General features: G+C 73.7%; 17 protein-coding genes. 10 read left to right on the forward strand and 7 right to left on the reverse strand.

Annotated features, from left to right (window positions below; genetic code table 11):
• Positions 1 to 13: 13 nt before the first annotated feature.
• Positions 14 to 949, reverse strand: coding sequence for a hypothetical protein (locus tag J2S66_RS11415; RefSeq protein WP_310306898.1), 936 nt, complete (start codon positions 947 to 949; stop codon positions 14 to 16).
• Positions 950 to 991: 42 nt separating this feature from the next.
• Positions 992 to 1,783, reverse strand: a complete 792-nt coding sequence (locus tag J2S66_RS11420) for a serine/threonine-protein kinase (RefSeq protein ID WP_310306899.1) — start codon at positions 1,781 to 1,783, stop codon at positions 992 to 994.
• 148 nt (positions 1,784 to 1,931) lie between these two features.
• On the opposite strand from J2S66_RS11420, the gene J2S66_RS11425 reads away from it, so the two are divergent.
• The 4 genes from J2S66_RS11425 to J2S66_RS11440 all read left to right on the forward strand — a co-directional run bounded on the left by J2S66_RS11425 (position 1,932) and on the right by J2S66_RS11440 (position 6,980).
• The gene (locus tag J2S66_RS11425) at positions 1,932 to 3,815 is read left to right on the forward strand and encodes a SpoIIE family protein phosphatase (protein WP_310306900.1); all 1,884 of its coding nucleotides are present in this window, start codon (positions 1,932 to 1,934) and stop codon (positions 3,813 to 3,815) included.
• Between the two features lie 152 nt (positions 3,816 to 3,967).
• Positions 3,968 to 5,575, forward strand: a complete 1,608-nt coding sequence (locus J2S66_RS11430; RefSeq protein ID WP_310306901.1) for a PP2C family protein-serine/threonine phosphatase — start codon at positions 3,968 to 3,970, stop codon at positions 5,573 to 5,575.
• On the forward strand, positions 5,572 to 6,624 hold the full coding sequence (locus tag J2S66_RS11435; RefSeq protein ID WP_310306902.1) for a cobalamin B12-binding domain-containing protein: 1,053 nt from the start codon (positions 5,572 to 5,574) through the stop codon (positions 6,622 to 6,624). The genes J2S66_RS11430 and J2S66_RS11435 overlap by 4 nt, the downstream gene beginning before the upstream one ends.
• On the forward strand, positions 6,621 to 6,980 hold the full coding sequence (locus J2S66_RS11440) for an STAS domain-containing protein (protein WP_310306904.1): 360 nt from the start codon (positions 6,621 to 6,623) through the stop codon (positions 6,978 to 6,980). Before J2S66_RS11435 ends, J2S66_RS11440 begins: the two co-directional genes overlap by 4 nt.
• A 47-nt stretch (positions 6,981 to 7,027) precedes the next feature.
• Here the strand turns inward: J2S66_RS11440 and J2S66_RS11445 are convergent, their stop codons facing one another.
• Complete coding sequence (locus J2S66_RS11445; RefSeq protein ID WP_310306905.1) at positions 7,028 to 8,773, reverse strand: serine/threonine-protein kinase; 1,746 nt, start codon at positions 8,771 to 8,773, stop codon at positions 7,028 to 7,030.
• 301 nt (positions 8,774 to 9,074) lie between these two features.
• Here J2S66_RS11445 and J2S66_RS11450 point away from each other — a divergent pair, with 301 nt between their 5' ends.
• The gene (locus J2S66_RS11450; RefSeq protein WP_310306906.1) at positions 9,075 to 10,373 is read left to right on the forward strand and encodes a family 43 glycosylhydrolase; all 1,299 of its coding nucleotides are present in this window, start codon (positions 9,075 to 9,077) and stop codon (positions 10,371 to 10,373) included.
• Between the two features lie 26 nt (positions 10,374 to 10,399).
• On the opposite strand, the gene J2S66_RS11455 is transcribed toward J2S66_RS11450, so the two are convergent.
• Both J2S66_RS11455 and J2S66_RS11460 read right to left on the reverse strand, forming a co-directional pair.
• Complete coding sequence (locus J2S66_RS11455; RefSeq protein ID WP_310306907.1) at positions 10,400 to 10,741, reverse strand: STAS domain-containing protein; 342 nt, start codon at positions 10,739 to 10,741, stop codon at positions 10,400 to 10,402.
• 93 nt (positions 10,742 to 10,834) lie between these two features.
• The gene (locus J2S66_RS11460) at positions 10,835 to 11,308 is read right to left on the reverse strand and encodes a MarR family winged helix-turn-helix transcriptional regulator (RefSeq protein WP_310306908.1); all 474 of its coding nucleotides are present in this window, start codon (positions 11,306 to 11,308) and stop codon (positions 10,835 to 10,837) included.
• Between the two features lie 71 nt (positions 11,309 to 11,379).
• Here J2S66_RS11460 and J2S66_RS11465 point away from each other — a divergent pair, with 71 nt between their 5' ends.
• Positions 11,380 to 12,561 carry a PP2C family protein-serine/threonine phosphatase gene (locus J2S66_RS11465; RefSeq protein ID WP_310306910.1) on the forward strand — a complete coding sequence of 394 codons (1,182 nt, stop codon included), beginning with the start codon at positions 11,380 to 11,382 and terminating at the stop codon, positions 12,559 to 12,561.
• A 65-nt stretch (positions 12,562 to 12,626) separates the two neighbouring features.
• Here J2S66_RS11465 and J2S66_RS11470 read toward each other — a convergent pair whose 3' ends face one another.
• Positions 12,627 to 13,601 (reverse strand): acetylxylan esterase, encoded by a 975-nt coding sequence (locus J2S66_RS11470; RefSeq protein ID WP_310306911.1) that lies wholly within the window; start codon positions 13,599 to 13,601, stop codon positions 12,627 to 12,629.
• A gap of 15 nt (positions 13,602 to 13,616) precedes the next feature.
• On the reverse strand, positions 13,617 to 14,678 hold the full coding sequence (locus J2S66_RS11475; protein WP_310306912.1) for a LacI family DNA-binding transcriptional regulator: 1,062 nt from the start codon (positions 14,676 to 14,678) through the stop codon (positions 13,617 to 13,619).
• Between the two features lie 228 nt (positions 14,679 to 14,906).
• Between J2S66_RS11475 and J2S66_RS11480 the strand changes: the two genes are divergently transcribed.
• Genes J2S66_RS11480 through J2S66_RS11495 form a run of 4 tightly spaced genes read left to right on the forward strand, consistent with a single transcriptional unit; the run spans position 14,907 to position 20,833 of the window.
• Positions 14,907 to 17,252 (forward strand): beta-xylosidase/alpha-l-arabinosidase, encoded by a 2,346-nt coding sequence (locus J2S66_RS11480; RefSeq protein ID WP_310306913.1) that lies wholly within the window; start codon positions 14,907 to 14,909, stop codon positions 17,250 to 17,252.
• Positions 17,249 to 18,232, forward strand: a complete 984-nt coding sequence (locus J2S66_RS11485; protein ID WP_310306915.1) for an ABC transporter permease — start codon at positions 17,249 to 17,251, stop codon at positions 18,230 to 18,232. The genes J2S66_RS11480 and J2S66_RS11485 overlap by 4 nt, the downstream gene beginning before the upstream one ends.
• On the forward strand, positions 18,229 to 19,164 hold the full coding sequence (locus J2S66_RS11490) for a carbohydrate ABC transporter permease (RefSeq protein ID WP_310306916.1): 936 nt from the start codon (positions 18,229 to 18,231) through the stop codon (positions 19,162 to 19,164). Before J2S66_RS11485 ends, J2S66_RS11490 begins: the two co-directional genes overlap by 4 nt.
• Before the next feature lie 49 nt (positions 19,165 to 19,213).
• A complete protein-coding gene (locus J2S66_RS11495; RefSeq protein WP_310306917.1) occupies positions 19,214 to 20,833 on the forward strand; it encodes an ABC transporter substrate-binding protein in 1,620 nt (539 codons plus the stop codon).
• The last annotated feature ends 34 nt before the right edge of the window (positions 20,834 to 20,867 follow it).

Genomic DNA, 20,867 nt, shown 5'->3' on the forward strand with positions numbered 1-20,867 from the left:
ACGCCCGGACCGCTCAGGCCCGGTCGAGGGGGATGCGCGCGAGGGCCGGGCCGAGGCCCGCCGCCGGCCAGGCCACGAGCAGGTCGACGACGTCGCCGTGCCGCTCCAGCACGAACTCCCGGGCGCAGGTCAGCACGTCACCGCCGGAGGAGGACGAACCGCGCAGGGCGTGACCCGTGCGGGCGACACCGCCGTGCAGCACCGCGACGCGCGGCCCCGGGTCGTCCGCCCCCGGCGGGAACGCGGCCGTGACCTCGCGCGCCACGTCGCCGCGGGCCAGGCACTCCAGGTCGAGGGACAACAGGTCGGGGCCGAGGACGGCGAGCCGGTCGAGCACGAGCACCGCGTGGTCGGCGCGGTGCAGGACCCGTCGCGCCGCGACGACCCGGCCCGGCTCGTCCACCCCGAGCGGGGGAGCGGCTCCGGGGCGTTCTCCGAAGCCGCAGGCCCCGAAACCGCCGGCAGTCGGCGTGGCCAGCGCGGGCGCGTCCCAGACCGGAGTGGTGCCGCGCGCCACCGCGTCCCGGTCCGGCAGCGGCAGGGTGACCTCGGTGTCTGGGATGTCGAACGCCGTCCACGCGATCACCAGTCGGACCTCGTCGAAGACCGGTGGCAGCCGGTAGCGGGCCCGGTGGTGCGGACCGACCTCCCGGTCGCCGCTCTCCGACGACCACGCCACGGGGTGGGCGGGGCGCACGCGGTCGCCGTCGAGCCACCCGACGCGCAGGCCGCCCGTGACCGGGGCGTCGCCGACCGGGGCGTCGCCGCGCCCCTCCCGGACGTCGCGCTGCCGTTCGAGGGCGGTGCGGCGGTCCGGCGCCCGCCGGACGAGGAGGTCCACGTCCAGCCCGGACGTCCGCGACACCGCGCCGAGCAGGCTGATCGTCACCCGGGGGTGCCGCACGAGCACCCCGCCGCGGTGCGCGGGCATCCCCAGCGTCGTCTCCACCGGTCGAGCATCCCGTTCGCGGGAGGCACCCGGCAACCGCTTTCAGCGACCGCCGAGGGCTCGGGCGCACTCGGCGGCGCCGGGTCTGCGCCGCACCGACAGGGCCGTCATCAGCAGCAGCAGGCGGGTCAGGTCGGCGGGCAGGTCCGGCGGCACGGCGGGCGGCCGGTCGAGGCGGGCGAACGCGGCGGCCACGGCCCCTCCGCCGTACTCGCGGCGGCCGGTCAGGCACTCCAGCAGCACCAGGCCCAGCGAGTAGACGTCGGCCGGCGGACCGACCTCCGCGCCGCGCACCTGCTCGGGCGCCAGGTACGCGGCCGAACCGACCACCTGGTCGCGCCGGGTGAGGCGGGTCGTGCCCGGCGCGCGGGCCAGGCCGAAGTCGGCGAGGTGGGCGTTGCCGCCGGCGTCGAGCAGCACGTTGGACGGCTTCACGTCGCGGTGCACGACGTCCCGCTCGTGGATGTGCGCCAGCGCGTCCGCCAGCCGCGCGCCGAGCGCGCGCACCTCGTCCGGGGGCAGGGGGCCGTCGGCGAGCCGGTCGCGCAGCGTCGGGCCGTCGACGAGCCGCAGCACCACGAACGGCGTGCGGCCCGCGGTGCCCGCGTCCTGCACGGACACCAGGGCGGGGTGGTCGAAGCCGGCCAGGGTGCGCACCTCGTGCTGGAAGCGGCGGCGCGCGGTGGGGTCGTCGTCGAGCGTGAACAGCTTCACCGCGACGAACCGGTCCAATCGGGTGTCCCAGGCGCGGTGCACGTCGGCCGTGCCGCCGCTGCCCAGCAGGCCGTCGAACCGGTACCGGCCGGCGAACAGGTCGTCCTCGTGCTGCGGCACGCCGCGCACCTCTCTGTCACGGTGATGGGGCGGCGCCGTGTTCCCGCTGCACCGGGAACCGAAACCGGCGAACCGGGTTCCGCTTCGGCAAGCCGCAGGCCGAGGTCGTCTCACCCGGGCATCCCCGAGGGCATAGGGTCGTCGGATCATGGAGCTCCTGCCGCTGCCCGCCGCGGGCGACCCGGCCGCCGTCGTCGCGTGCTTCGAGGCCCTTCCCGCCGCGGTGTGGGGCTTCGCCGGACCGGACCTGGTGGTGGTGGCGGCCAACTTCGCCGCGCGGGCGGCGGTCGGCGACTTCCCCGACCCGGTGGGCCGCCCGGCGCGCGAGGGCCTGCCGGAAGCGGTCGGCCGGCAGCTCCTCGACCTGGTCGGGCGGTGCTACGCGCGGGGCCGCGTCGTGGTCGGCGAGGAGCGCCGCGTGCCCACCGGTCGGAACCAGGGCTTCGCGACCATCACCTGCGTGCCCGCGCTGGACGCGGGTGGCGCGGTGAGCGGCGTCGTGGCGCACGTGGTCGACGCGACCGCGCAGGTGCTCGCCCGCGAACGGGCCGAGCAACGCCACCGTGCCGCGCGCGAGGCGCTGCACGACGTGCAGCGCGCCCTGCTGCCCGAGGCGCTGCCCGTCCTGCCCCGGCTGCGGCTCGCCGCGCGGCACGTCGCCGCGGCGGACGAGCGGGCCGCCGGCGGCGACTGGTTCGACGCCCTCCCCCTCGGCGACGGGCGGGTCGCGCTGCTCGTGGGCGACGTCGTGGGCCACGGACCGGGCGCGACGGCGGCGATGGCGGGCCTCCGGGCGGTCGCGCTGCACGCCCTGTGGTCGGGCGCCCCGGTCGAGGCGGTGGCGGCGCAGCTCGACGCGTTCGCCGCACGCTCCCGGCCCGCCCGTGCCGCCGCGGTGTGCCTGGTGGAGCTGGACACCGGCACCGGCGAGGTGCGGGGCGTGAACCGCGCCCACCCGCCCGCGCTCGTCGTGTCGGCCGACGGCGGCACCCGGTTCCTGGCGCGCGACCGGCCCGGTGGACCGCTCGGCGTGGGCGCGCCGGACAGCGGCGCGTGGCACGACCGGCTGCGGGCCGACGACGTCCTCGTCCTGTACTCCGACGGCCTGGTGGAGCGCGAGGGCCGCCCGCTGGACGCCGGGCTGACCGCGCTGGCCGAGGTCACCGCGTCCGCGCTCCCCGCCGGGCACGACGGCGCCGCACCACCACGCCACGCGGCGGACCGGCTGTGCGCCGCCGCCGTGGACCGCATGGGCTGGCCCGGCCACGGCGACGACGTCACCGTGCTGGTGGCCGAACGGCTGCCCGAGGCCCCCGCGCCGCTGTCCGTGACGCTCGACTGCGACCCGGCGAACCTCGCGGTCCTGCGCAGGCGGTTGGCCGACTGGCTCGCCGTGCCCGACGTGGACGAGGACACCGCCTACGCGATCCAGCACTCCGTGGGCGAGGCCGTCACCAACTCCGTCGAACACGCCTACGCCCGGGGCGGCGGCGAGGTGCGGGTGACGGCCCGGCTCACCGACCTGGGCGCGGCCGAGATCGCGGTGCACGACCGGGGGCGGTGGCGGACCGCGCCCGAGTCGCCCGGCGGGCGCGGGCGCGGGCTCGCCCTGATGCGGCACTTCGCCGACACCGTCGACGTGACGTCCTCGGACGGGGGCACGACCGTGCGCCTGCTCGTCCCGATCACCCGACCGGCGCACGTCGACCGGGTGGGGCCGCACGCGGCGCGCGCCCGCAGCGGGTTCGGCACGGTCCTGGAGCGGTCCGCGAACCCCGTGCTGACCGTCACCGGGCCGGTCGACGCGCACACCGCCGACGCGCTGCGCGGCGCCGTGCACGAAGCGGGCCGGGGTGGCGCGCTGCCGCTGGTCGTGGACCTCACCGGGGTGACGCTGCTGTCCGGCGCGGGGGTGAGCCTGCTGTACGAGCTCACCGCGGCGCTGCGCGTGCGGCTGGTCTGCCCCGGCGGCTCGCCCGCGGGACAGGTCCTGTCGCTGACCGGTCTCGCGCACGCCGAGCGGCTCGACTGAGGTCCGCGCGACGCGGAACCCGCAGGTCGACGCGCCGACGCCCCGCGAAGGGGTGCTCCGGCGGTAGACTCAGGTCGATCAGGAGTCGAGCGTAGCGAGGTGGACGGGTCCCCGACACGGGTGTCCCACGCATGGTGGAAACGGATCGTCTGGTGCCCTCGGCCGGTGTCGTGACCGACATCGGCTGGCAGAACGCGCCCTACCCGGCCGTCCTCGCGGACGGCGACGGCACGGTGCGCGCGCTGAACCGCGCCGCGCACGACCTGTTCCCCGGCGCCGCCATCGGCACGGCGCTGGCCGCGGGCTGCTCCCCCTGGCTGGCCGACGCCCACGGGCGGCCACGCCTGGCGGTCGGCCCGATCGGCGAGCGCAGCTTCGAGGCGCACCCGGTCGAGCACGACGCCGGCGCGGTCACGTGGTGGCTCGTCGAGGACACCGACACCCGACTGGCGCGCGAGGCGCTCACCGTGGAGCGGAAGCGCACGGCGCTGCTCAGCGAGGTCTCGACGGCGCTGCTGACCTCCCTCAACCCCGAGCGCTGCATGCAGGTCACCGCACGGCTGGCCGCGGACCACCTGGCGGACGCGGCGCTGGTCATCGCGCCCGGCGGGCGGTCCGACCACCCGGTGACGCACTGCGTGCGCGGCGGTGCGGCGGTGCACTCCAGGGTGGAGTTCGACCCGGACCACGTGCCCGGCCTGGGCGAGGCCCTCCAGGGCTTCCCACCGGTGCCGTCGCGGTGGATCGACCCGGCGTCGGCGCCGTCGTGGCTGGTGCCCGACGGGTTCGGCGAGGTCGGCTCGATCGTGGTGACCCCGTTGCCGGGGCACGGCATCCCCGCGGGCGCCCTGGTGCTGCTGCGGCGCACCGAGCAGCGCGTGTTCACCGACGACGAAGAGGTGTTCGCCCGGCTGTTCGCGGCCCGCGCGGGCAACGCGATGTCGGCGGCGCGCATGTTCGCGCAGCAGACGTCGATCACCGAGACGCTGATGCGCGACCTGCTGCCGCCGACGCTGGACCACGTGGCCGGGGTGGAGTTCGCCGGGCGGTACCGGGCGTCACAGGCCACCGAGCGGATCGGCGGCGACTTCTACGACGTGCACCGGGTCGAGCAGGGCGGGGCGACCGGCGAGTCCCTCGCCGTGCTGGGCGACGTGTGCGGCAAGGGCCTGGAGGCGGCGGTGCTGACCGGCAAGGTCCGCACCGCGCTCCAGGCGCTGCTGCCCATGTCCGACGACCACCAGCAGGTGCTCGCGCTGCTCAACAACGCCCTGCTCAGCTCGCACCACACGCGGTTCGTGACGCTCGTGCTCGCCTCGGTGAGCCGCGCCGGGGCGGACGTGCGGCTGCGGCTGACCTCGGGTGGCCACCTGCCGCCGCTGGTCGTGCGCGCGAACGGCGCCGTCGAGGAGGTCGACACGGCGGGCACCCTCGTCGGGGCGCTGCCCGAGGTGCACGCCACCACCGCCGAGGTCGTGCTGGGGCCGGGTGAGACGTGCCTGCTCTACACCGACGGCATCACCGAGGCCGTCGGCGGGCCGCTGGGCGGCGAGATGTTCGGCGAGGACCGGTTGCGCCGCGTGCTGGGCACGTGCGGCGGGATGCCCGCGGAGGCGGTGGTGGAGCACGTGCAGATGCTCGCGTCGCAGTGGGTCGGGCCGAACAGCCACGACGACATGGCGGTCCTCGCGATCACCGCGCCGCGCGGGCAGCACCTGACCGCGGTGGGTGGTCAGAGCCGAGGCCGGTACACGGCATGAGCGACGCGGGGGCGTGCGCCGACCGCCTGTGGGACGCCGTGGTCGTCGGTGACGAGCACGGCGCGGCCGACGTCGTGGTCAAGGCCGTCGAGAGCGGGCTGGACGCCGAGGCCGTGCTGCTGGACGTGATCGGCGCGGTTCAGCGGCGGGTCGGCGTGGAGTGGGCGGCCAACCGCCTCACCGTCGCCCAGGAGCACGCGGCGACCGCGATCAACGACCGCGTCATCGGCGTGCTCACCACCGTGGCCGAGCGGCCCGTGCCGCACCGGGAGCGGATCACCGTGGCGTGCGTCGACGGCGAGTGGCACGCGCTGCCCGCCCGGCTGCTCGCCGAGGTGTTGAAGCTGCGCGGTTTCCGGGTCGACTTCCTGGGCGCGCAGGTCCCCGCGCCGCACCTGATCACGCACCTGCACAGCACCGGCCCGGACGCGGTCGCGCTGTCCAGCTCGATCCCCACCCGACTGCCGACCGCCCACGCCACGATCACCGCCTGCCAGGCGGCGGGGGTACCGGTGCTGGCGGGCGGCAGCGCGTTCGGGCCGGAGGGACGCTTCGCCCGCCTGCTCGGCGCGGACCTGTGGGCGCCCGACGCCCGGTCCGCCGCCGAACTCCTGGCGTCCGGCCCGCTGCCGCGCCCGCGCAACGGCCACCAGCCGATCGACGACCTGCCGCACCTGGGTGACCAGGAGTACACGATGGTCTCGCGCACCGGCACGCAGCTGGTGAAGGCCGTCTACACCGGGCTGGAGGAGCTGTTCCCGGTGATGCGCGCCTACACCGACCTCCAGCGGCAGTACACGGCCGAAGACCTCGCGCACATCGTCGAGTTCTTCGCGACCTCCCTCTACACCGACGACGACAGCCTGTTCCTGGGCTTCCTCTCCTGGACGGCCGAGATCCTCGGCGCCCGCGGCGTCCCGCCGCACTTCCTGCCCCCCGCGCTGCGGCTGCTGGCCGCCGAGCTGCGCGACTTCCCCCGTGCCACCAGGCTGCTCGACCGGGCCCGCGTCGAGCTGACCACCACCCTCGACGATGGACCTGCCGCATGAGCTCACCCAGACCGCTGACGTCCACCCCGGCCACCGTCGACCCGCACACCGTGCGCGTCGTGCTGTCCGGTGACCTGTCCTACGACAACGGGGACGACCTCGTGCGCGTCGTGGACACCGCCTTCGCCGGCGGCGAGGTGCGCCACCTGCACCTGGACTGCGCGGACGTCGGCTTCTGCGACTCCTACGGCCTCGCCACGCTGCTCTCCGTCCAGCGCCGCGCGACGGCCGCCGGCGTGGTGCTGTCCCTGGACAACCGGCCGGCCACGCTGGAGCGGCTGCTGCGCCGGACGAACACCCTCCACCACCTGACGGCCGGCGCGCGGTCGGAGCGCAGGGAGCGGTCGGACCACTGAGTCCTCGCCGGGGAGTCGCTGCCGGGGAGCTGCTGCCGGGAGTCGTGTCAGGAACTGCTCAAGATCATGCTGTTCCACCAGAAGTCGAGCTTCTCCAGGCTTTCCGCCGTGGCGCCCGGCCCGGTGGCGAGCGTGCCGGTCACCGAGGTCTTGGCGTCCACCCACCACAGGTGCCCCGCGCCGCCGTCGAAGTAGCAGGTGACGAACTCGCCGGCGAGCGGGCCCGCCTGGCTGCGGTAGTAGGTGGAGTAGTGGATCGCGTCGACCGTCGGTCGGCAGCCGCCGCGCGCGTCGTTGCGCGGGATGCCCCGGCTGGTGACGACGGCCTGGAAGTGCGCGTCCTGCGCGGCGCGTGAGGCGAACAGCAGGAACTCGGCGCGGACGGGCGGGTCGAAGTACGGGCTGACCTGGTTGGCCTTGGTGCAGACGACCCTGGCGGTGACGCCCTCGCCTTCCGCCGGGGCCGGGACGCACGAGTCGTTGCCCCGGTAGACGCCGGGGAGGACGGCCAGGAGCGCCTGGTCCTGGGGGCTCGGGGTCGGTTCGGTCGTGGTGGTGCCGGTCCGGGTGGTGCCGCTCTTGGTGGTCTTGGTCTTCGTCGTGGTGCCGGTGGGCGTGGTGGTGCTCGCGGCGGCGGCTTCGCCGGCCAACCTGGTCGTGGTGTCGATGACCAGGTACGCGACCACGGCGAGCACGACCGCGGCGGCGACCGCCGCGGCGGCGACGGCCGCGTACCGCCGGTCCCGGCCGGGTGGCACGGGGCCGTGCGGGCCGGTGACGGGGTGGGCCAGGACCCGGTTCGGGCCGGTGGCGGGGCGGAGCGGCGTGCCGGGGGCCGGGGTGTGCGGGGCCGCCGGGGTCGGGGTCGCCGGCTGCGAGGCGGCCGGCGGCGGCGCGGTGGGCCGGTGTTCCCGACGCGTGGGGGCGGCCGGTCCCGGGTCTGCTCCGGGATCCGGTCCGGGGGTGGTTCCCGGACCGGTGAGCGCGGCGCGCGCGGCCTGGGCGAGTGCGCCCGCCGTCTCGTGGCGGGCGCCCGGGTCCTTGGCCATGCCCCGGGCGATCACGTGGTCCAGTGCCGCCGGGAGCAGGGCGTTGTGGTCCGACGCGCGGGGCGGGGGCTCCTGCATGTGCGCCCAGATCTGGGCGGCGGTGCCGTCGGCGGTGAACGGCCGCCGCCCGGTCAGGCAGGCGAAGAGGAGGCAGGCCAGCGCGTACACGTCGGCCCGCCCGTCCACCACGCCCCCGCCGTCGAACCGCTCCGGCGCCATGTAGTCCAGGGTGCCGACCACCTCGCCCGAGGCGGTGATGTGCGTCGCGGTCGGTGACGCGCTGCGGGCGATGCCGAAGTCCACCAGGTAGACGAAGTCACCCGGTGCCACCAGCACGTTCGACGGCTTCACGTCCCGGTGCACGAGCCCGTCGGCGTGGGCGGCGTCCAGCGCGCTCGCCACCTGCTCCACGATCCGCACCGCCCGGTCGGCCTCCAGCGGACCGGCCGCGATCAGCTCGGTCAGGTCGGAGCCCTCGACCAGCCGCATGTCCAGGTAGAGCCGGCCGTCGATCTCGCCGTAGGCGTGGATGGGGATGACGTGCGGCTCGCGCAACCGGGCCACGATCTGCGCCTCGCGCCGGAACCGCGCCCGGAACGCCTCGTCGTCGTGGTAGGCCGGGGACAGCCGCTTCAGGGCCACGACCCGGTCGTGCGCGGTGTCGTGCGCCCGGTGCACCTCCCCCATGCCGCCACGTCCCAGCAGCGGTCCGATCCGGTAGGGCCCGAACGTCTCTTCAGCCATGTTCTCCGCGTCCCACGTGCGCCGTCGCAGCGATCGACGCGCCCGCCCCGCGCGCGGTTCCCACCACGCCCGGCGGTGACACCCGGTGACGCTCCGCTCGCGCCGCCGCGACGCACGACGGGACCTTCGAGCCGGTGGACGCGGGACCTCCCACCGCGATCACACGACCTGGTGATCCGATGCCCACCACCTGCTCCCGAACCGGTGAACCCGGTCGCCCCGGCCGGTGTCGTCGACCGCGGTGGCGCCGCGATGCCGGTATGAAGGGGCGGTTGTCCGGAACCGAGGTCGTGGGGGAACCGTGGGGGCGTTGCGGGCCACCGTGCTGACGGTCGTGTTCGCGCTGGGCGCGACCGGCGTCGCCGGGGCGACGGGTGCGGAGGCGGTCGGGCCCCGCCTGGTCATCGGCGAGGACTTCCCCGACCCCGAGGTGATCCTGGTCGACGGCACCTATCACGCCTATTCGACGAGTTCCGGGCGCGGACGGGTGCCCCACGCGACTTCGTCGAGCCCCCTGGGGCCTTGGACCATCCGGGGTGACGTACTGCCCCACAAACCGGCGTGGGCCGGTGACGGCGGGTTCTGGGCCCCTGACGTGTCCCTGCGCTCGGACGGGCGTTTCCTGCTGTACTTCACCGGCCCCAGTGCCGCCGTCGGGCGGATGTGCCTGGGGGCGGCCCTGGCGGACGGGCCCGGTGGGCCGTTCACGGCCACGTCGGACCAGCCGCTGGTGTGCGACGCGACCGAGGGCGGGGCGATCGACCCCGCCAGTTTCGTGGACGCCGACGGGACGCGGTACCTGCTCTACAAGAACGACGGGAACGCCATCGGGCGGCGGGCTTCGATCTGGTTGCAGCGGACGGAAGCGGACGGGATCTCGTTCGTCGGCGGACGGGTCGGACTGCTGCACGACCTCGGCGCCGAGGAGCAAGGCGTCGTGGAGGCCCCGGTGCTGGTCAGGCGGCCTTCCCAGTACGTGTTGTTCTTCTCGTCCGGGGCCTACGCCGGTCCCGACTACCGGACCGGGTACGCCGTCTCGCGCTCGTTGACGGGGTCGTACGCGCGGGCCGAGCGGCCGTTGATGAGCACGGCCGGGTTCGACGGGGCCGTGGTCGGGCCCGGCGGGCAGGACGTCGGGGACGGTCACGTCTTCTTCCACGGGCACCTGGCGGGGCTCGGGCGGGGCACCTACGTCGCGGAACTGGGCTGGGCCGACGACCGGCCCGTGGTGCGCGGCAGCCGGGTCCGGTACGAGGCGGAACGCGGAGTGGTCCACCGGGCCGTGGTGCGCACGGGCGTCGAGGGGGCGTCGGGGGGCGCGGTGGTGAGCGGGCTCGCGGAGGTCGGCAGCCGGCTGGAGGTGCGGGTGTTCGCACCGGTCGACGGGGCCTACGCGGTCTCCATCGGCTACTCCGCGAGGGCCGGCGACGCGCGGCACGCGCTGACGGTGAACGGCGGGGCGGCCGCGGTCGTCGACTACCCGGGCTCGGGCACGTGGGCACGGGCGACGGTGGACGTCGCGTTGACCGCCGGGTTCAACGACCTGCGGTTGCGCTACCTGGACGGGGCGGTCGAGGTGGACTACCTGGAGGTGGCCTGACCCGCGCCGGCGCTCGGCGGCGCGGGCTACCGGTGGACCGCGAACCCCGTGATGTCGAGCAGGCGGGCGGCCGACCGGGAGGGGTTGACCACCTGGACGGTGTGCCCCGTGGGCGACAGCGCCTGGATCAGCTCGGCCAGGAAGCGGAGCCCGGCCGCACCGAAGAAGACGACCCCGGCCAGGTCCACCACGACGTCGGCCGGCCGCCTGGCGGCCAGTACCCGGTGGGCCAGGTCGAACTGGTCGTCGCACGCCATGTCGATCTCGCCGCTCAGTTCGACGCGCGCCGGGTCTTCGCCGAACGAGCAGCGGACCTGGCCCACCACCGGCGGGTCCACACCGAGGATCACTACCGGCCGCCTTCGCATCGTCCGAGCCTGGACTTTTGCACTATGACAATAGTTCGGCTCTAGTATGCGCTCGTGACGGTGCGATCGGCAAACACGGAGGCGGACGGGGCGTCAGGCCGGGCGTTCCCGCGAGCCGTCGGCAGCCGGCTCGGCGGCCTGGGCGAAGCCGGTCAGGCCCACCAGCAGGTGCACCCTGTCCGCGGGGCTCATGGCCGCGAGGATGCGGGTGATCTCCTGACGTCGCAGGCGGCCGACCTCGGCCATCAGGGCGCGACCGCTGCGGGTCAACGTCAACTCCACCTCGCGCCTGCTGTGGCTGCTCTCGCTGCGCGTGACGAAGCCCGCGGCCTGGAGCCGGTCGCACAGCCTGCTCGCCGACGACGGGATCGCACCCATCGCCTCGGCGAGGCCGTTCAGGTTGACCTTGCCGTGCCGCGCGATCACGGTGAGCGCCTGGAACTGCGACGCCGACACCCTCGTCTCCAGCACGTGCTGCGAGGCCGCCCACAGCGCGGCCAGCACGTCCGCCGCCCGCTCGACAGCCGCCGCCGGATCGTCCGGGTGCTGCTGGTCGTCGGTCGCCATGCCACCTACTGTGTCATCCCGACCCCTCGCCGGAACAACCCCACGAGCCGGATTCCGGCAAGGAGGCTCCCATGACCTCGACGGACGACGCCGTCATCGGCATCGAGCAGGCCCTGAGAACGAGCCCGCCGCACGCCCTGCTCGACACGCTGCACGCGCGGCTGCGCAGCGACTTCGGCGCGACCGGCACCGAGCTGCTGCTCGCCGACTACAAGCTCAGCGTGCTGCAACCGGTCACCCGGCTGCCCGAGACGGCGGCGCCGCTGGCGATCCGGACCACGACGGCGGGGCGGGCGTTCACCTCGCAGCGCGTGCTGCTCGAACCCGACCGGGACCGGGACGGGGTGGTGGCCCACCTGCCGGTGGCGGTGCGCGGCGACCGGCTCGGCGTGCTCGTCACCAGGCTGCCCGAGGCGCCCGACGCCGACGTGCTGCCCGCGCTGGCCGAACTGGCCACGGCGCTCGGGCACGAGCTGGTCGTCGCCGAGCGCGACACCGACCTGTACCTGCGGGCCCGAAGACGGGAGCGGCTCAGCCTGGCCGCGGAGATGCAGTGGCAGCTGCTGCCCGGGCGCGGCTGCGCGCGGGCCGAGTACTCCCTGGGCGGGCAGCTCGAACCCGCCTACACGATCAACGGCGACAACTTCGACTGGAGCGCCACCTCCGACCGGCTCACCGTCACCGTGTCCAACGGCATGGGCGAGGGCATCCAGGCGGCGCTGCTGACCAACCTGGCGATCAGCGCCCTGCGCAACGCCCGCCGCGCCGGGCTCGACCTCCAGGGGCAGGCCGCGCTGGCCGACCAGGCGATCTACGCCCAGCACGGCGGCGCGTGCCACGTGTCCACCCTGCTGCTGGAGTTCGAGCTGGCCACCGGCGACGTGTCCGTGATCGACGCCGGGTCGCCGCGCATGCTGCGGATGCGCGACGGCGAGGTCACCCTGGTCCCGTTCGAGCGCCAGCTGCCGCTGGGCATGTTCGACGGCACCGACTACGAGGTGCAGCGGCTGCGCGTGGAGCCCGGCGACCGGCTGGTGGTCGTCAGCGACGGCGTGCACGCCGCGCGGTCGCCGCACGGCAGCGACTACGGCTCCACCAACCTCGACCGGATCATCCGCGGGTCCCACCACCTGCCCGCGCCCGAGGCGGCGCGCGCCATCATCGCCGAGCTGCTCGACTACCACGAGGGGACCGACCTGCTCGACGACGCCGTGGTGGTGTGCCTCGACTGGACCGGGGCCCCGTCTCCCTGACGGGACGCGCCAGGGCCTCCGGCACCGTGAGCGGCCTCGGGGTCGGCGTGCGGTCGGGCGCCCGGTCAGCGGTCGCCGAACCGCGTCCCCAGCCACGCGAGCTGGCGTGCGGAGTGCAGGGCCTCGCCGTGCTCGTGCCCGTTGAACGGGTAGACCTCGATGCCCTTGTCCGCGCCGCCCAGGACGTTGTACGCGGCGAACGCGCCGGCCGGCGGGCAGACGTCGTCCCGCAGGCCGACGCCGAAGTGGGCCGCCGCGGTGGTGCGGCGGGCGAAGTGCGTGCCGTCGAAGTGCGCCAGCGAGTCCAGCACCCGCTCCGCGGCCTCCCGGTGCACGGACAGGAACTGGGTGATCTCGCCGTACGGGTGCGCGTCGGTGAGCGCGATGCTCCTGGGGATGTCGCACAGCAGGGGCGCGCTGACCAGCAGCGCGACCGCCCTCGGGTTGAGCCCGGCGGCGGCCAGGGCGAGGCCCCCGCCCTGGCTGTTGCCGGCCACCGCGATCCGCGTGCCGTCCACGCCGGGCAGCGCGGCGACGGCGTCCACGGCGCGCGCCGCATCGGTGAGCAGCCGGCGCAGGTAGGCCGTGCGGGGATCGGTGACACCGCGGGTCAGGAAGCCTGGCGCGGCCGGTCCGGACCCCACCGGGTCGGGGGTGTCGCCGCCGTTGCCGTACTGGCCGCCCTGCCCCCTCGTGTCCACGAGCAGGTGCGCGTACCCGGCGCAGGGCCACACCAGCCGCTCGTGCGGCAACCCCCGCCCGCGCCCGTAGCCCAGGTACTCCACGACGGCGGGCAGGTCGCGCCCGGCGGTGCCGGCGGGTCGGGTGAGCCAGGCGCGGATCGGGTGGCCGGCGAACCCGGTGAACGTGACGTCCCAGGTGTCGACGAGCGCGAGGTCCGTCGCGACGGGCACGACGTCCACGAGCGGGTCGTGGGCGGCGGCCTCGGCGAGGGTTCCGGACCAGAACACGTCGAAACCGGCGGGTTCCCGAACCTCTGGCGCGTACCGCTCCCAGTCGGGCAGGTCGAGCAGGGCCATCGTCGATCCTCGGGGTCAGGGACGGACAGGTGGGGCGGTGCTCTCGCGCACCACGAGTTCGGTGGCCAGGTCTATCCGCTCGTTCGGCGGGCGCTCGCCGCGGGCGAGCGTGAAGACCATCTGCGCGGCGGTGGTCGCCATCTCGCGCAGCGGCTGGCGCACGGTGGTCAGCGGTGGCCCGATCCACTCGGTCACCGAGAGGTCGTCGTAGCCGACGATCGACAGGTCGCGCGGGACGGACAGGCCCAGCTCGCGGGCGGCGCGCATGACGCCGAGGGCCTGGAAGTCCGAACCCGCGAAGATGGCGGTGGGCCGGTCGGACCGGTCGAGCAGGGCGAGCCCGTGGTGGTAGCCGCCGTGGACGTAGAAGTCGCCGTAGCGCACCAGTTCCGGGTCGATCGGCACGTCGGCGGCCTCCAGCGCGCTGCGGTAGCCGTCGACCCTGGCGCGGCTGCACAGCATCGTGGTCGGACCGGACACGACCGCGATCCTCCGGTGCCCCAACGCGATCAGGTGCCGGGTCGCGGCCAGACCGCCCGCCCAGTTCGCCGAGCCGACGGTCGGCACGCCCGGTGGCTGCTCCCCCGCCGTGTCGACCACGACGAACGGGATGGTGCGGGTGGCGAGCTGGTGGCGCTGCTCGGCGTCCAGCTCCGCCAGCACGAGGATCACGCCCAGCGGGCGGCGGGTGAGCAGGTCGTCGAACCACTCGCGGCGGGGGCGGTGCGCGCCGCCCAGCTCGGACAGCACGACGGCGGCGCGCTCCACGGCCGCGGCCTGCTCCACGCCGCGGATGATCTCCGTGGCCCAGGCCGAGTTCATCTCGTGGAACACCAGGTCGATCAGCGCCGGCCGGGACGACTGGCGGGCCCGTCGTCGGCGGTACCGGTGGCGTTCGATGACGCTCTCCACCCGGGCGCGGGTGTCGGCGGCGACGTCCGGGCGGCCGTTGAGGACCTTCGAGACCGTGGGCACCGAGACGCCCGCCTCGGCCGCGATGGACGAGATGGACGCGGCCACCGGCTTGCCCGCACCGTCCGCCGCACCGTTCGGGCTCGACTCCGTTGACGCGCTCATGCCTGCCCCTGTCCGAGAGGTTGCGCGTGCGGCAGCGCGCTTCGGATCTAAAGTTTCGGCGCTCACCCTAGGGGTTGCGGGCCGCAACGACCAGCATCTGTTCACCCACATGAACTTGTTGACGTGCACTGGAGTTGGTCCTACGGTCCGTCCCACCGGACCGATTATCGGCTTCACAGTCGATAGTTTCGGCTATTCACGAAGACGTGAGTCGGAGGTACCTGGTCGATGACGAACAGGACGACGGACGCCGCGGCGCCGCCCGTCGGGAGGGCGGTCCCCCCGTGGCGGGACGCGCGCCTGCCGGTCGCTGACCGGGTCGAGGCGCTGGTCTCGGAGATGACGCTCCGCGAGAAGCTCGCCCAGCTCGTCGGGGTGTGGGTGGGCGCCGACCCGGAGGGCGGCGAGGTCGCGCCGCACCAGAACGAGATGACCGGCGACCCCGTCGACTGGACCGAGGTCATCGCCGCCGGGCTCGGTCAGCTCACCCGCCCGTTCGGCACGCGACCGGTGGACCCGGTGGCGGGCGCCCGTTCGCTCGCCGTGTCGCAGGAGCAGGTCGTGGCGGCCAACCGGTTCGGCATCCCCGCCCTGGTCCACGAGGAGTGCCTGACCGGGTTCGCCGCCTTCCGCGCCACCGCGTTCCCCGCGCCGCTGTCCTGGGGCGCGAGCTTCGACCCCGGCCTGGTCGCCGAGGTGTCGGGCCTGATCGGCGCCTCCATGCGGGCCGCGGGCGTGCACCAGGGCCTCGCGCCGGTCCTCGACGTCACCCGCGACTACCGCTGGGGCCGCACCGAGGAGACCATCGGCGAGGACCCCTACCTGGTCGGCACCGTCGGCACCGCCTACGTGCGGGGCCTGGAGCGGGCGGGGGTCGTGGCCACGCTCAAGCACTTCGCGGGCTACTCGGCCTCGCGCGCCGGGCGCAACCTCGCGCCGGTGTCGATCGGCCCGCGCGAGTTCGCGGACGTCGTGCTGCCGCCGTTCGAGATGGCCGTGCGCGAAGGCGGCGCCCGCTCGGTGATGAACTCCTACAGCGACGTGGACGGCGTGCCGTCCGCCGCCGACCACGCCCTGCTCACCGCCCTGCTGCGGGACACCTGGGGCTTCGGCGGCACGGTCGTCGCCGACTACTTCGCGGTGAAGTTCCTCCAGTCGCTGCACGGCGTCGCCGCCGACGAGGGGCACGCCGCCGGGCTGGCGCTGACCGCGGGCGTCGACGTGGAGCTGCCGACCGTGCGCTGCTACGGGGAACCGCTGCTGCGGGCCGTCGAGCGCGGCGACGTGGACGAGGCGCTGGTGGACCGGGCGCTGCGGCGCGTGCTGCGCCAGAAGGTCGAACTGGGCCTGCTCGACCCCGACTGGTCGCCGTGGCCCGCCGACCTCGACGCGCTGAGCCTCGACACCCCCGAGGCGCGGGACGCGGCGCTGCGGCTGGCGCGGGAGTCCGTCGTGCTGCTGGCCAACGACGGCGTGCTCCCCCTGCGGGCCGACCTGCGGCTGGCCGTGGTCGGCCCGCTGGCCGACGACCCGATGGCGATGCTCGGCTGCTACTCCTTCCCCGCGCACATCGGCGTGCACCACCCGGACGCCGGGCTCGGCCTGGACGTCCCGACCGTGCTGGGCGCGCTGCGCGAGGCCGGCGCCGACGTGGCGCACGCCCGGGGCTGCGACGTGCGCGGCGACGACCGGTCCGGTTTCGACGAGGCCGTCGCGGCGGCACGGGACGCGGACGCGTGCGTGGTGGTCGTCGGCGACCTGGCGGGCCTGTTCGGCCGCGGCACGTCCGGCGAGGGCTGCGACGCCACCACGCTGGAGCTGCCCGGCGCGCAGGCCGACCTGGTGCGGGCCGTGCTGGCCACCGGCACCCCCGTCGTGCTGCTGCTCGTCACCGGTCGGCCCTACGCCGTCGGCGACCTGGCCGCGGGCGCGGCGGCGACCGTGCAGACCTTCTTCCCCGGCCAGCTCGGCGGCCGGGCCATCGCGGACGTGCTCACCGGAGCCGTGTCGCCGTCGGGCCGGCTGCCCGTCGGCATCCCCGCCGACCCGTCCGGCCAGCCCGGCACCTACCTGTCCGCGCCGCTGGGCCGCCTCAGCGGTGTGTCCAGTGTGGACCCGACGCCCGCCTTCCCGTTCGGCCACGGCCTGGGCTACGGCGAGTTCACCTGGTCGGAGCCCCGGGTGGCCGGCACGACGTGGGCCACCGACGGCGCCGTCGAGCTGGAGCTGGACGTGCACAACCCCGGCGACCGGGACGGCGCGGACGTCGTGCAGCTGTACCTGCACGACCCCGTCGCCCAGGTCGTGCGGCCGGTGGTGCGGCTGGTCGGCTACGCGCGCGTGCCACTGGAACCCGGCGGGACGGCGCGGGTGCGGTTCCGGGTGCCCGCCGACGCGACCTCGTTCACCGGGACCGACGGGCGACGCGTGGTGGAACCCGGCGAGGTGCGGCTGCGCGTGTCGCGCTCCAGCGCCGACGTGAGCGCCGAGGTCGAGCTGGAGCTCGTCGGCCCGCCGCGCGTGGTCGACCACACCCGCGAGCTGCTGACCGCGGTGGAGGTGGTGCCGTCGTGAGCGTCGACACCCGCGAACCCGCGACCGCCCCGGCCGGACCGCCGCAGGCGCCGCCGCCCAAGCGGCCGGCGGGCAACCGCCGGACCTGGCGCAAGGCGTTCAGCCGCGACTGGCAGCTGTACTCGCTGGCCCTGGTGCCGCTGCTGTTCTTCCTGGTCTTCCGGTACCTGCCGATGGTCGGCAACGTCATCGCGTTCCGGCGGTTCGTGCCCGGCGGCAGCCTGTTCGGCGAGTCGTGGGTCGGCCTGCGGTACGTGAACATGTTCCTCGACGACCCCACGTTCTGGCAGGTCTTCGGGAACACGCTGGCCCTCGGCACGCTGACCCTGCTGTTCTGCTTCCCGCTGCCGATCGTGCTGGCCCTGCTGCTCAACGAGGTCCGCACCCGCTACTTCAAGCGGTTCGTGCAGACCGTGTCGTACCTGCCGCACTTCCTGTCCATCGTGATCGTGGCGGGCATGCTGCTCCAGCTGGTGTCCGTGGAGGGCACCGTCAACCAGGTGGTCAAGGCGTTCGGCGGCAGCCCGATCGCGTTCGCCCAGGAGCCGGACTGGTTCCGCACCATCTACGTCTCCTCGGAGGTGTGGCAGACCGTCGGCTGGGGCACGATCCTCTACCTCGCCGCGCTGACCACCATCGACAACCAGCTCTACGAGGCCGCCCGCATCGACGGCGCGGGCCGGTGGAAGCAGACCTGGCACATCACCCTGCCCGGCATCCGGCCGACGATGATCACCCTGCTGATCCTCAACATCGGCACGTTCATGGCGGTCGGCTTCGAGAAGGTCCTGCTGATCTACAACCCGCTGACCTACCCGACCGCCGACGTGATCTCCACCTACCTGTACCGGGTCGGCATGGTGTCGAACAACTTCAGCTACGCCGCCGCCATCGGCCTGTTCGAGTCGGTCATCGGCCTCACCCTGATCCTGTCCGCCAACGCGATCTCGCGCCGCACAGTGGGGACGAGCCTGTGGTGACCACCGACCCGACGCGGCTGGCCGAGAAGATGGCCGCACCGACCGCGCCCAAGCGCACCGCGCTGGACGACAGCCGCGGCTACCGCGCGTTCCGCAAGGTCAACGCGGTGGTCCTGCTGGTCGTCGTGGCCGTGACGCTGTACCCGTTCGTCAACGTCGTCGCCCAGTCGTTCAGCGACGAGCAGCACATCCTGGCGGGCCGCGTGAACCTGCTGCCCCGCGGGTTCAACCTGGAGACCTACAAGGTCGTCATGTCGGACTCGGCGTTCTGGAACAGCTACGCCAACACCGTGCTCTACACGGTCACCGCCACGGCGATCTCGCTGGTGCTGACCACCACCTACGCCTACGTGCTGTCCAAGCACCACCTCAAGGGCCGCGGGCTGCTCATCGGCATCTCCGTGTTCACCATGTTCTTCAACGGCGGCCTGATCCCGAACTACGTGCTGATCTCCGAACTGGGCATGAAGAACACCCTCTGGGCGATCGTGCTGCCCAACGCGATCAGCGTGTTCAACCTGCTGGTGATGAAGGCGTTCTTCGAGAGCCTGCCCAAGGAACTGGAGGAGGCCGCCGCCATCGACGGCCTGAACACCTACGGCATCCTGCTGCGCGTCGTGCTGCCGCTGTCCAAGGCGGTCGTGGCGACGATGATCCTGTTCTACGCGGTGGCCAACTGGAACTCGTGGTTCTCGGCGTTCCTCTACTTCGACCGGTCCGACCTGTTCCCGGTCACCGTCTACCTGCGCAACATGATCTCGGGCGCGTCCACGGCCACCTCGGTGGGCGGCGCGCAGAGCGACCTGACGCAGATCAACTCGAACATCAAGGCCGTGACGATGGTGCTCACCGTGCTGCCCATCATCGCCGTCTACCCGTTCATCCAGAAGTACTTCGTGTCGGGCGTGATGCTCGGCGCGGTGAAGCAGTGACCCCCCGAGCAGTGGCCGGCACGAATCGGAACGCTCCTAGGAGAGCACGATGCGAACGATGTGGAAGCGCGCGCTTCTGACGCTCACGGCAGGCAGCCTCGTGCTGGGCACCGTGGCGTGCAGCGAAGAGGAGGCGCCCGCCGTCGACCTCGGCGGCAAGCGCGTCGGCGCGATGGCCGACTTCGCGGAGGGCAAGCAGTTCAAGGCCACCGAGGCCATCGAGCTGGGCGTCCTCTACAGCGACCACCCGAACTACGCCATCAAGGACGACTGGCTGCTGTGGAAGGAGATCACGTCGCGCACGAACGTCACGATCAAGCCGACGGTCGTGCCGATGAGCGACTACGAGCAGAAGCGCAGCCTCGTGGTCGGCGCCGGTGACGCGCCCACGATCATCGCCAAGACCTACCCGGGCCAGGAGCAGGCCTACGTCGCCTCGGGCGCGATCCTGCCGGTGAGCGACTACCTCGACCTGATGCCGAACTTCAAGGCGAAGATCGAGAAGTGGAAGCTCCAGCCCGACATCAACTCCCTCAAGCAGGACGACGGCAAGTTCTACCTCCTGCCGGGCGTGCACGAGGAGGTGTGGCCGGACTACACGCTGGCCTTCCGCACCGACGAGCTCCAGCGCCTCGGCCTCCAAGCGCCGAAGACGTGGGACGAGGTCCACACCGTCCTCAAGGCCATCAAGGCCGCGCACCCGGACGGCTACCCGCTGTCCGACCGGTTCGAGGGCAAGGCGATCCTCAACTACGCCGCGCAGACCTTCGGCACCTCCGCCGGCTGGGGCTACAACAACGCCCAGTGGAACGCCGGCGAGGGCAAGTTCACCTTCACCGGCACCTCGCCCGAGCAGAAGGCGCTGGTCGAGTTCTTCCGCAAGCTCGTCGCCGAGGGCCTGATGGACCCGGAGAGCTTCACGCAGAAGGACGAGCCCGCGATCCAGAAGCTCGCCAACGGCAAGTCCTACGCGATCAGCACCAACGCGCAGAACCTGGTCAACGACTACCGCCCCGCGCTGAAGAACATCCCGGGCGCGACCATCGCGAAGATCACCGTGCCGGGTGGCCCGAAGGGCGACGTCATCACCGGTTCCCGCCTGGAGAACGGTCTGATGATCTCGGCCAAGGCGGTCGAGAGCGACAAGTTCGTGGCGACGATGCAGTTCATCGACTGGCTCTGGTACTCCGACGAGGGCCAGGAGTTCGCCAAGTGGGGCGTGGAGGGCACCACGTTCGACAAGGACGCCTCCGGCAAGCGGGCCCTCAAGTCCGACATCGCCTTCGGCGGCCTGAACACGGGCGCGCCGCAGCACCTCCAGAAGAACTTCGGCTTCCAGGGTGGCGTGTTCGCCTACGGCGGCACCACCGAGCTGCTCCAGTCGATGTTCACCGAGGAGGAGATCTCCTTCCAGGAGGCGATGAAGGCCAAGAAGGTCATCGCCCCGAACCCGCCGTACCCGTTCACCGCGGACGAGCGCGAGCAGGCCACCCTCTGGGAGACGCCGTTGAAGGACTTCGCCACCCAGGGCACGCTCCAGTTCATCCTCGGCAGCCGCGACATCTCGACGTGGGACGCCTACGTCAAGGAAGCGGAGGCCAAGGGCGTGACGCAGTACATGGAGCTGGTGAACAGCGCCTACCAGCGCTTCAAGCAGAAGAACGGCTGAGCCGGTCGGGTCCGGCCGCGGTTGGGGCGGCCGG

The sequence above is a fragment of the Saccharothrix longispora genome, assembly GCF_031455225.1.
Taxonomy (GTDB): Bacteria; Actinomycetota; Actinomycetes; order Mycobacteriales; family Pseudonocardiaceae; genus Actinosynnema; species Actinosynnema longispora.

Bases quoted from the DNA above. Each gene is read 5' to 3' on its own strand.
- J2S66_RS11425 (WP_310306900.1), top strand. From the start codon at position 1,932: ATGGAGCTCCTGCCGCTGCCCGCCGCGGGCGACCCGGCCGCCGTCGTC.
- J2S66_RS11435 (WP_310306902.1), top strand. From the start codon at position 5,572: ATGAGCGACGCGGGGGCGTGCGCCGACCGCCTGTGGGACGCCGTGGTC.
- J2S66_RS11440 (WP_310306904.1), top strand. From the start codon at position 6,621: ATGAGCTCACCCAGACCGCTGACGTCCACCCCGGCCACCGTCGACCCG.
- J2S66_RS11445 (WP_310306905.1), bottom strand. From the start codon at position 8,773: ATGGCTGAAGAGACGTTCGGGCCCTACCGGATCGGACCGCTGCTGGGA.
- J2S66_RS11455 (WP_310306907.1), bottom strand. From the start codon at position 10,741: ATGCGAAGGCGGCCGGTAGTGATCCTCGGTGTGGACCCGCCGGTGGTG.
- J2S66_RS11460 (WP_310306908.1), bottom strand. From the start codon at position 11,308: ATGGCGACCGACGACCAGCAGCACCCGGACGATCCGGCGGCGGCTGTC.
- J2S66_RS11465 (WP_310306910.1), top strand. From the start codon at position 11,380: ATGACCTCGACGGACGACGCCGTCATCGGCATCGAGCAGGCCCTGAGA.
- J2S66_RS11470 (WP_310306911.1), bottom strand. From the start codon at position 13,601: ATGGCCCTGCTCGACCTGCCCGACTGGGAGCGGTACGCGCCAGAGGTT.
- J2S66_RS11475 (WP_310306912.1), bottom strand. From the start codon at position 14,678: ATGAGCGCGTCAACGGAGTCGAGCCCGAACGGTGCGGCGGACGGTGCG.
- J2S66_RS11480 (WP_310306913.1), top strand. From the start codon at position 14,907: ATGACGAACAGGACGACGGACGCCGCGGCGCCGCCCGTCGGGAGGGCG.
- J2S66_RS11495 (WP_310306917.1), top strand. From the start codon at position 19,214: ATGCGAACGATGTGGAAGCGCGCGCTTCTGACGCTCACGGCAGGCAGC.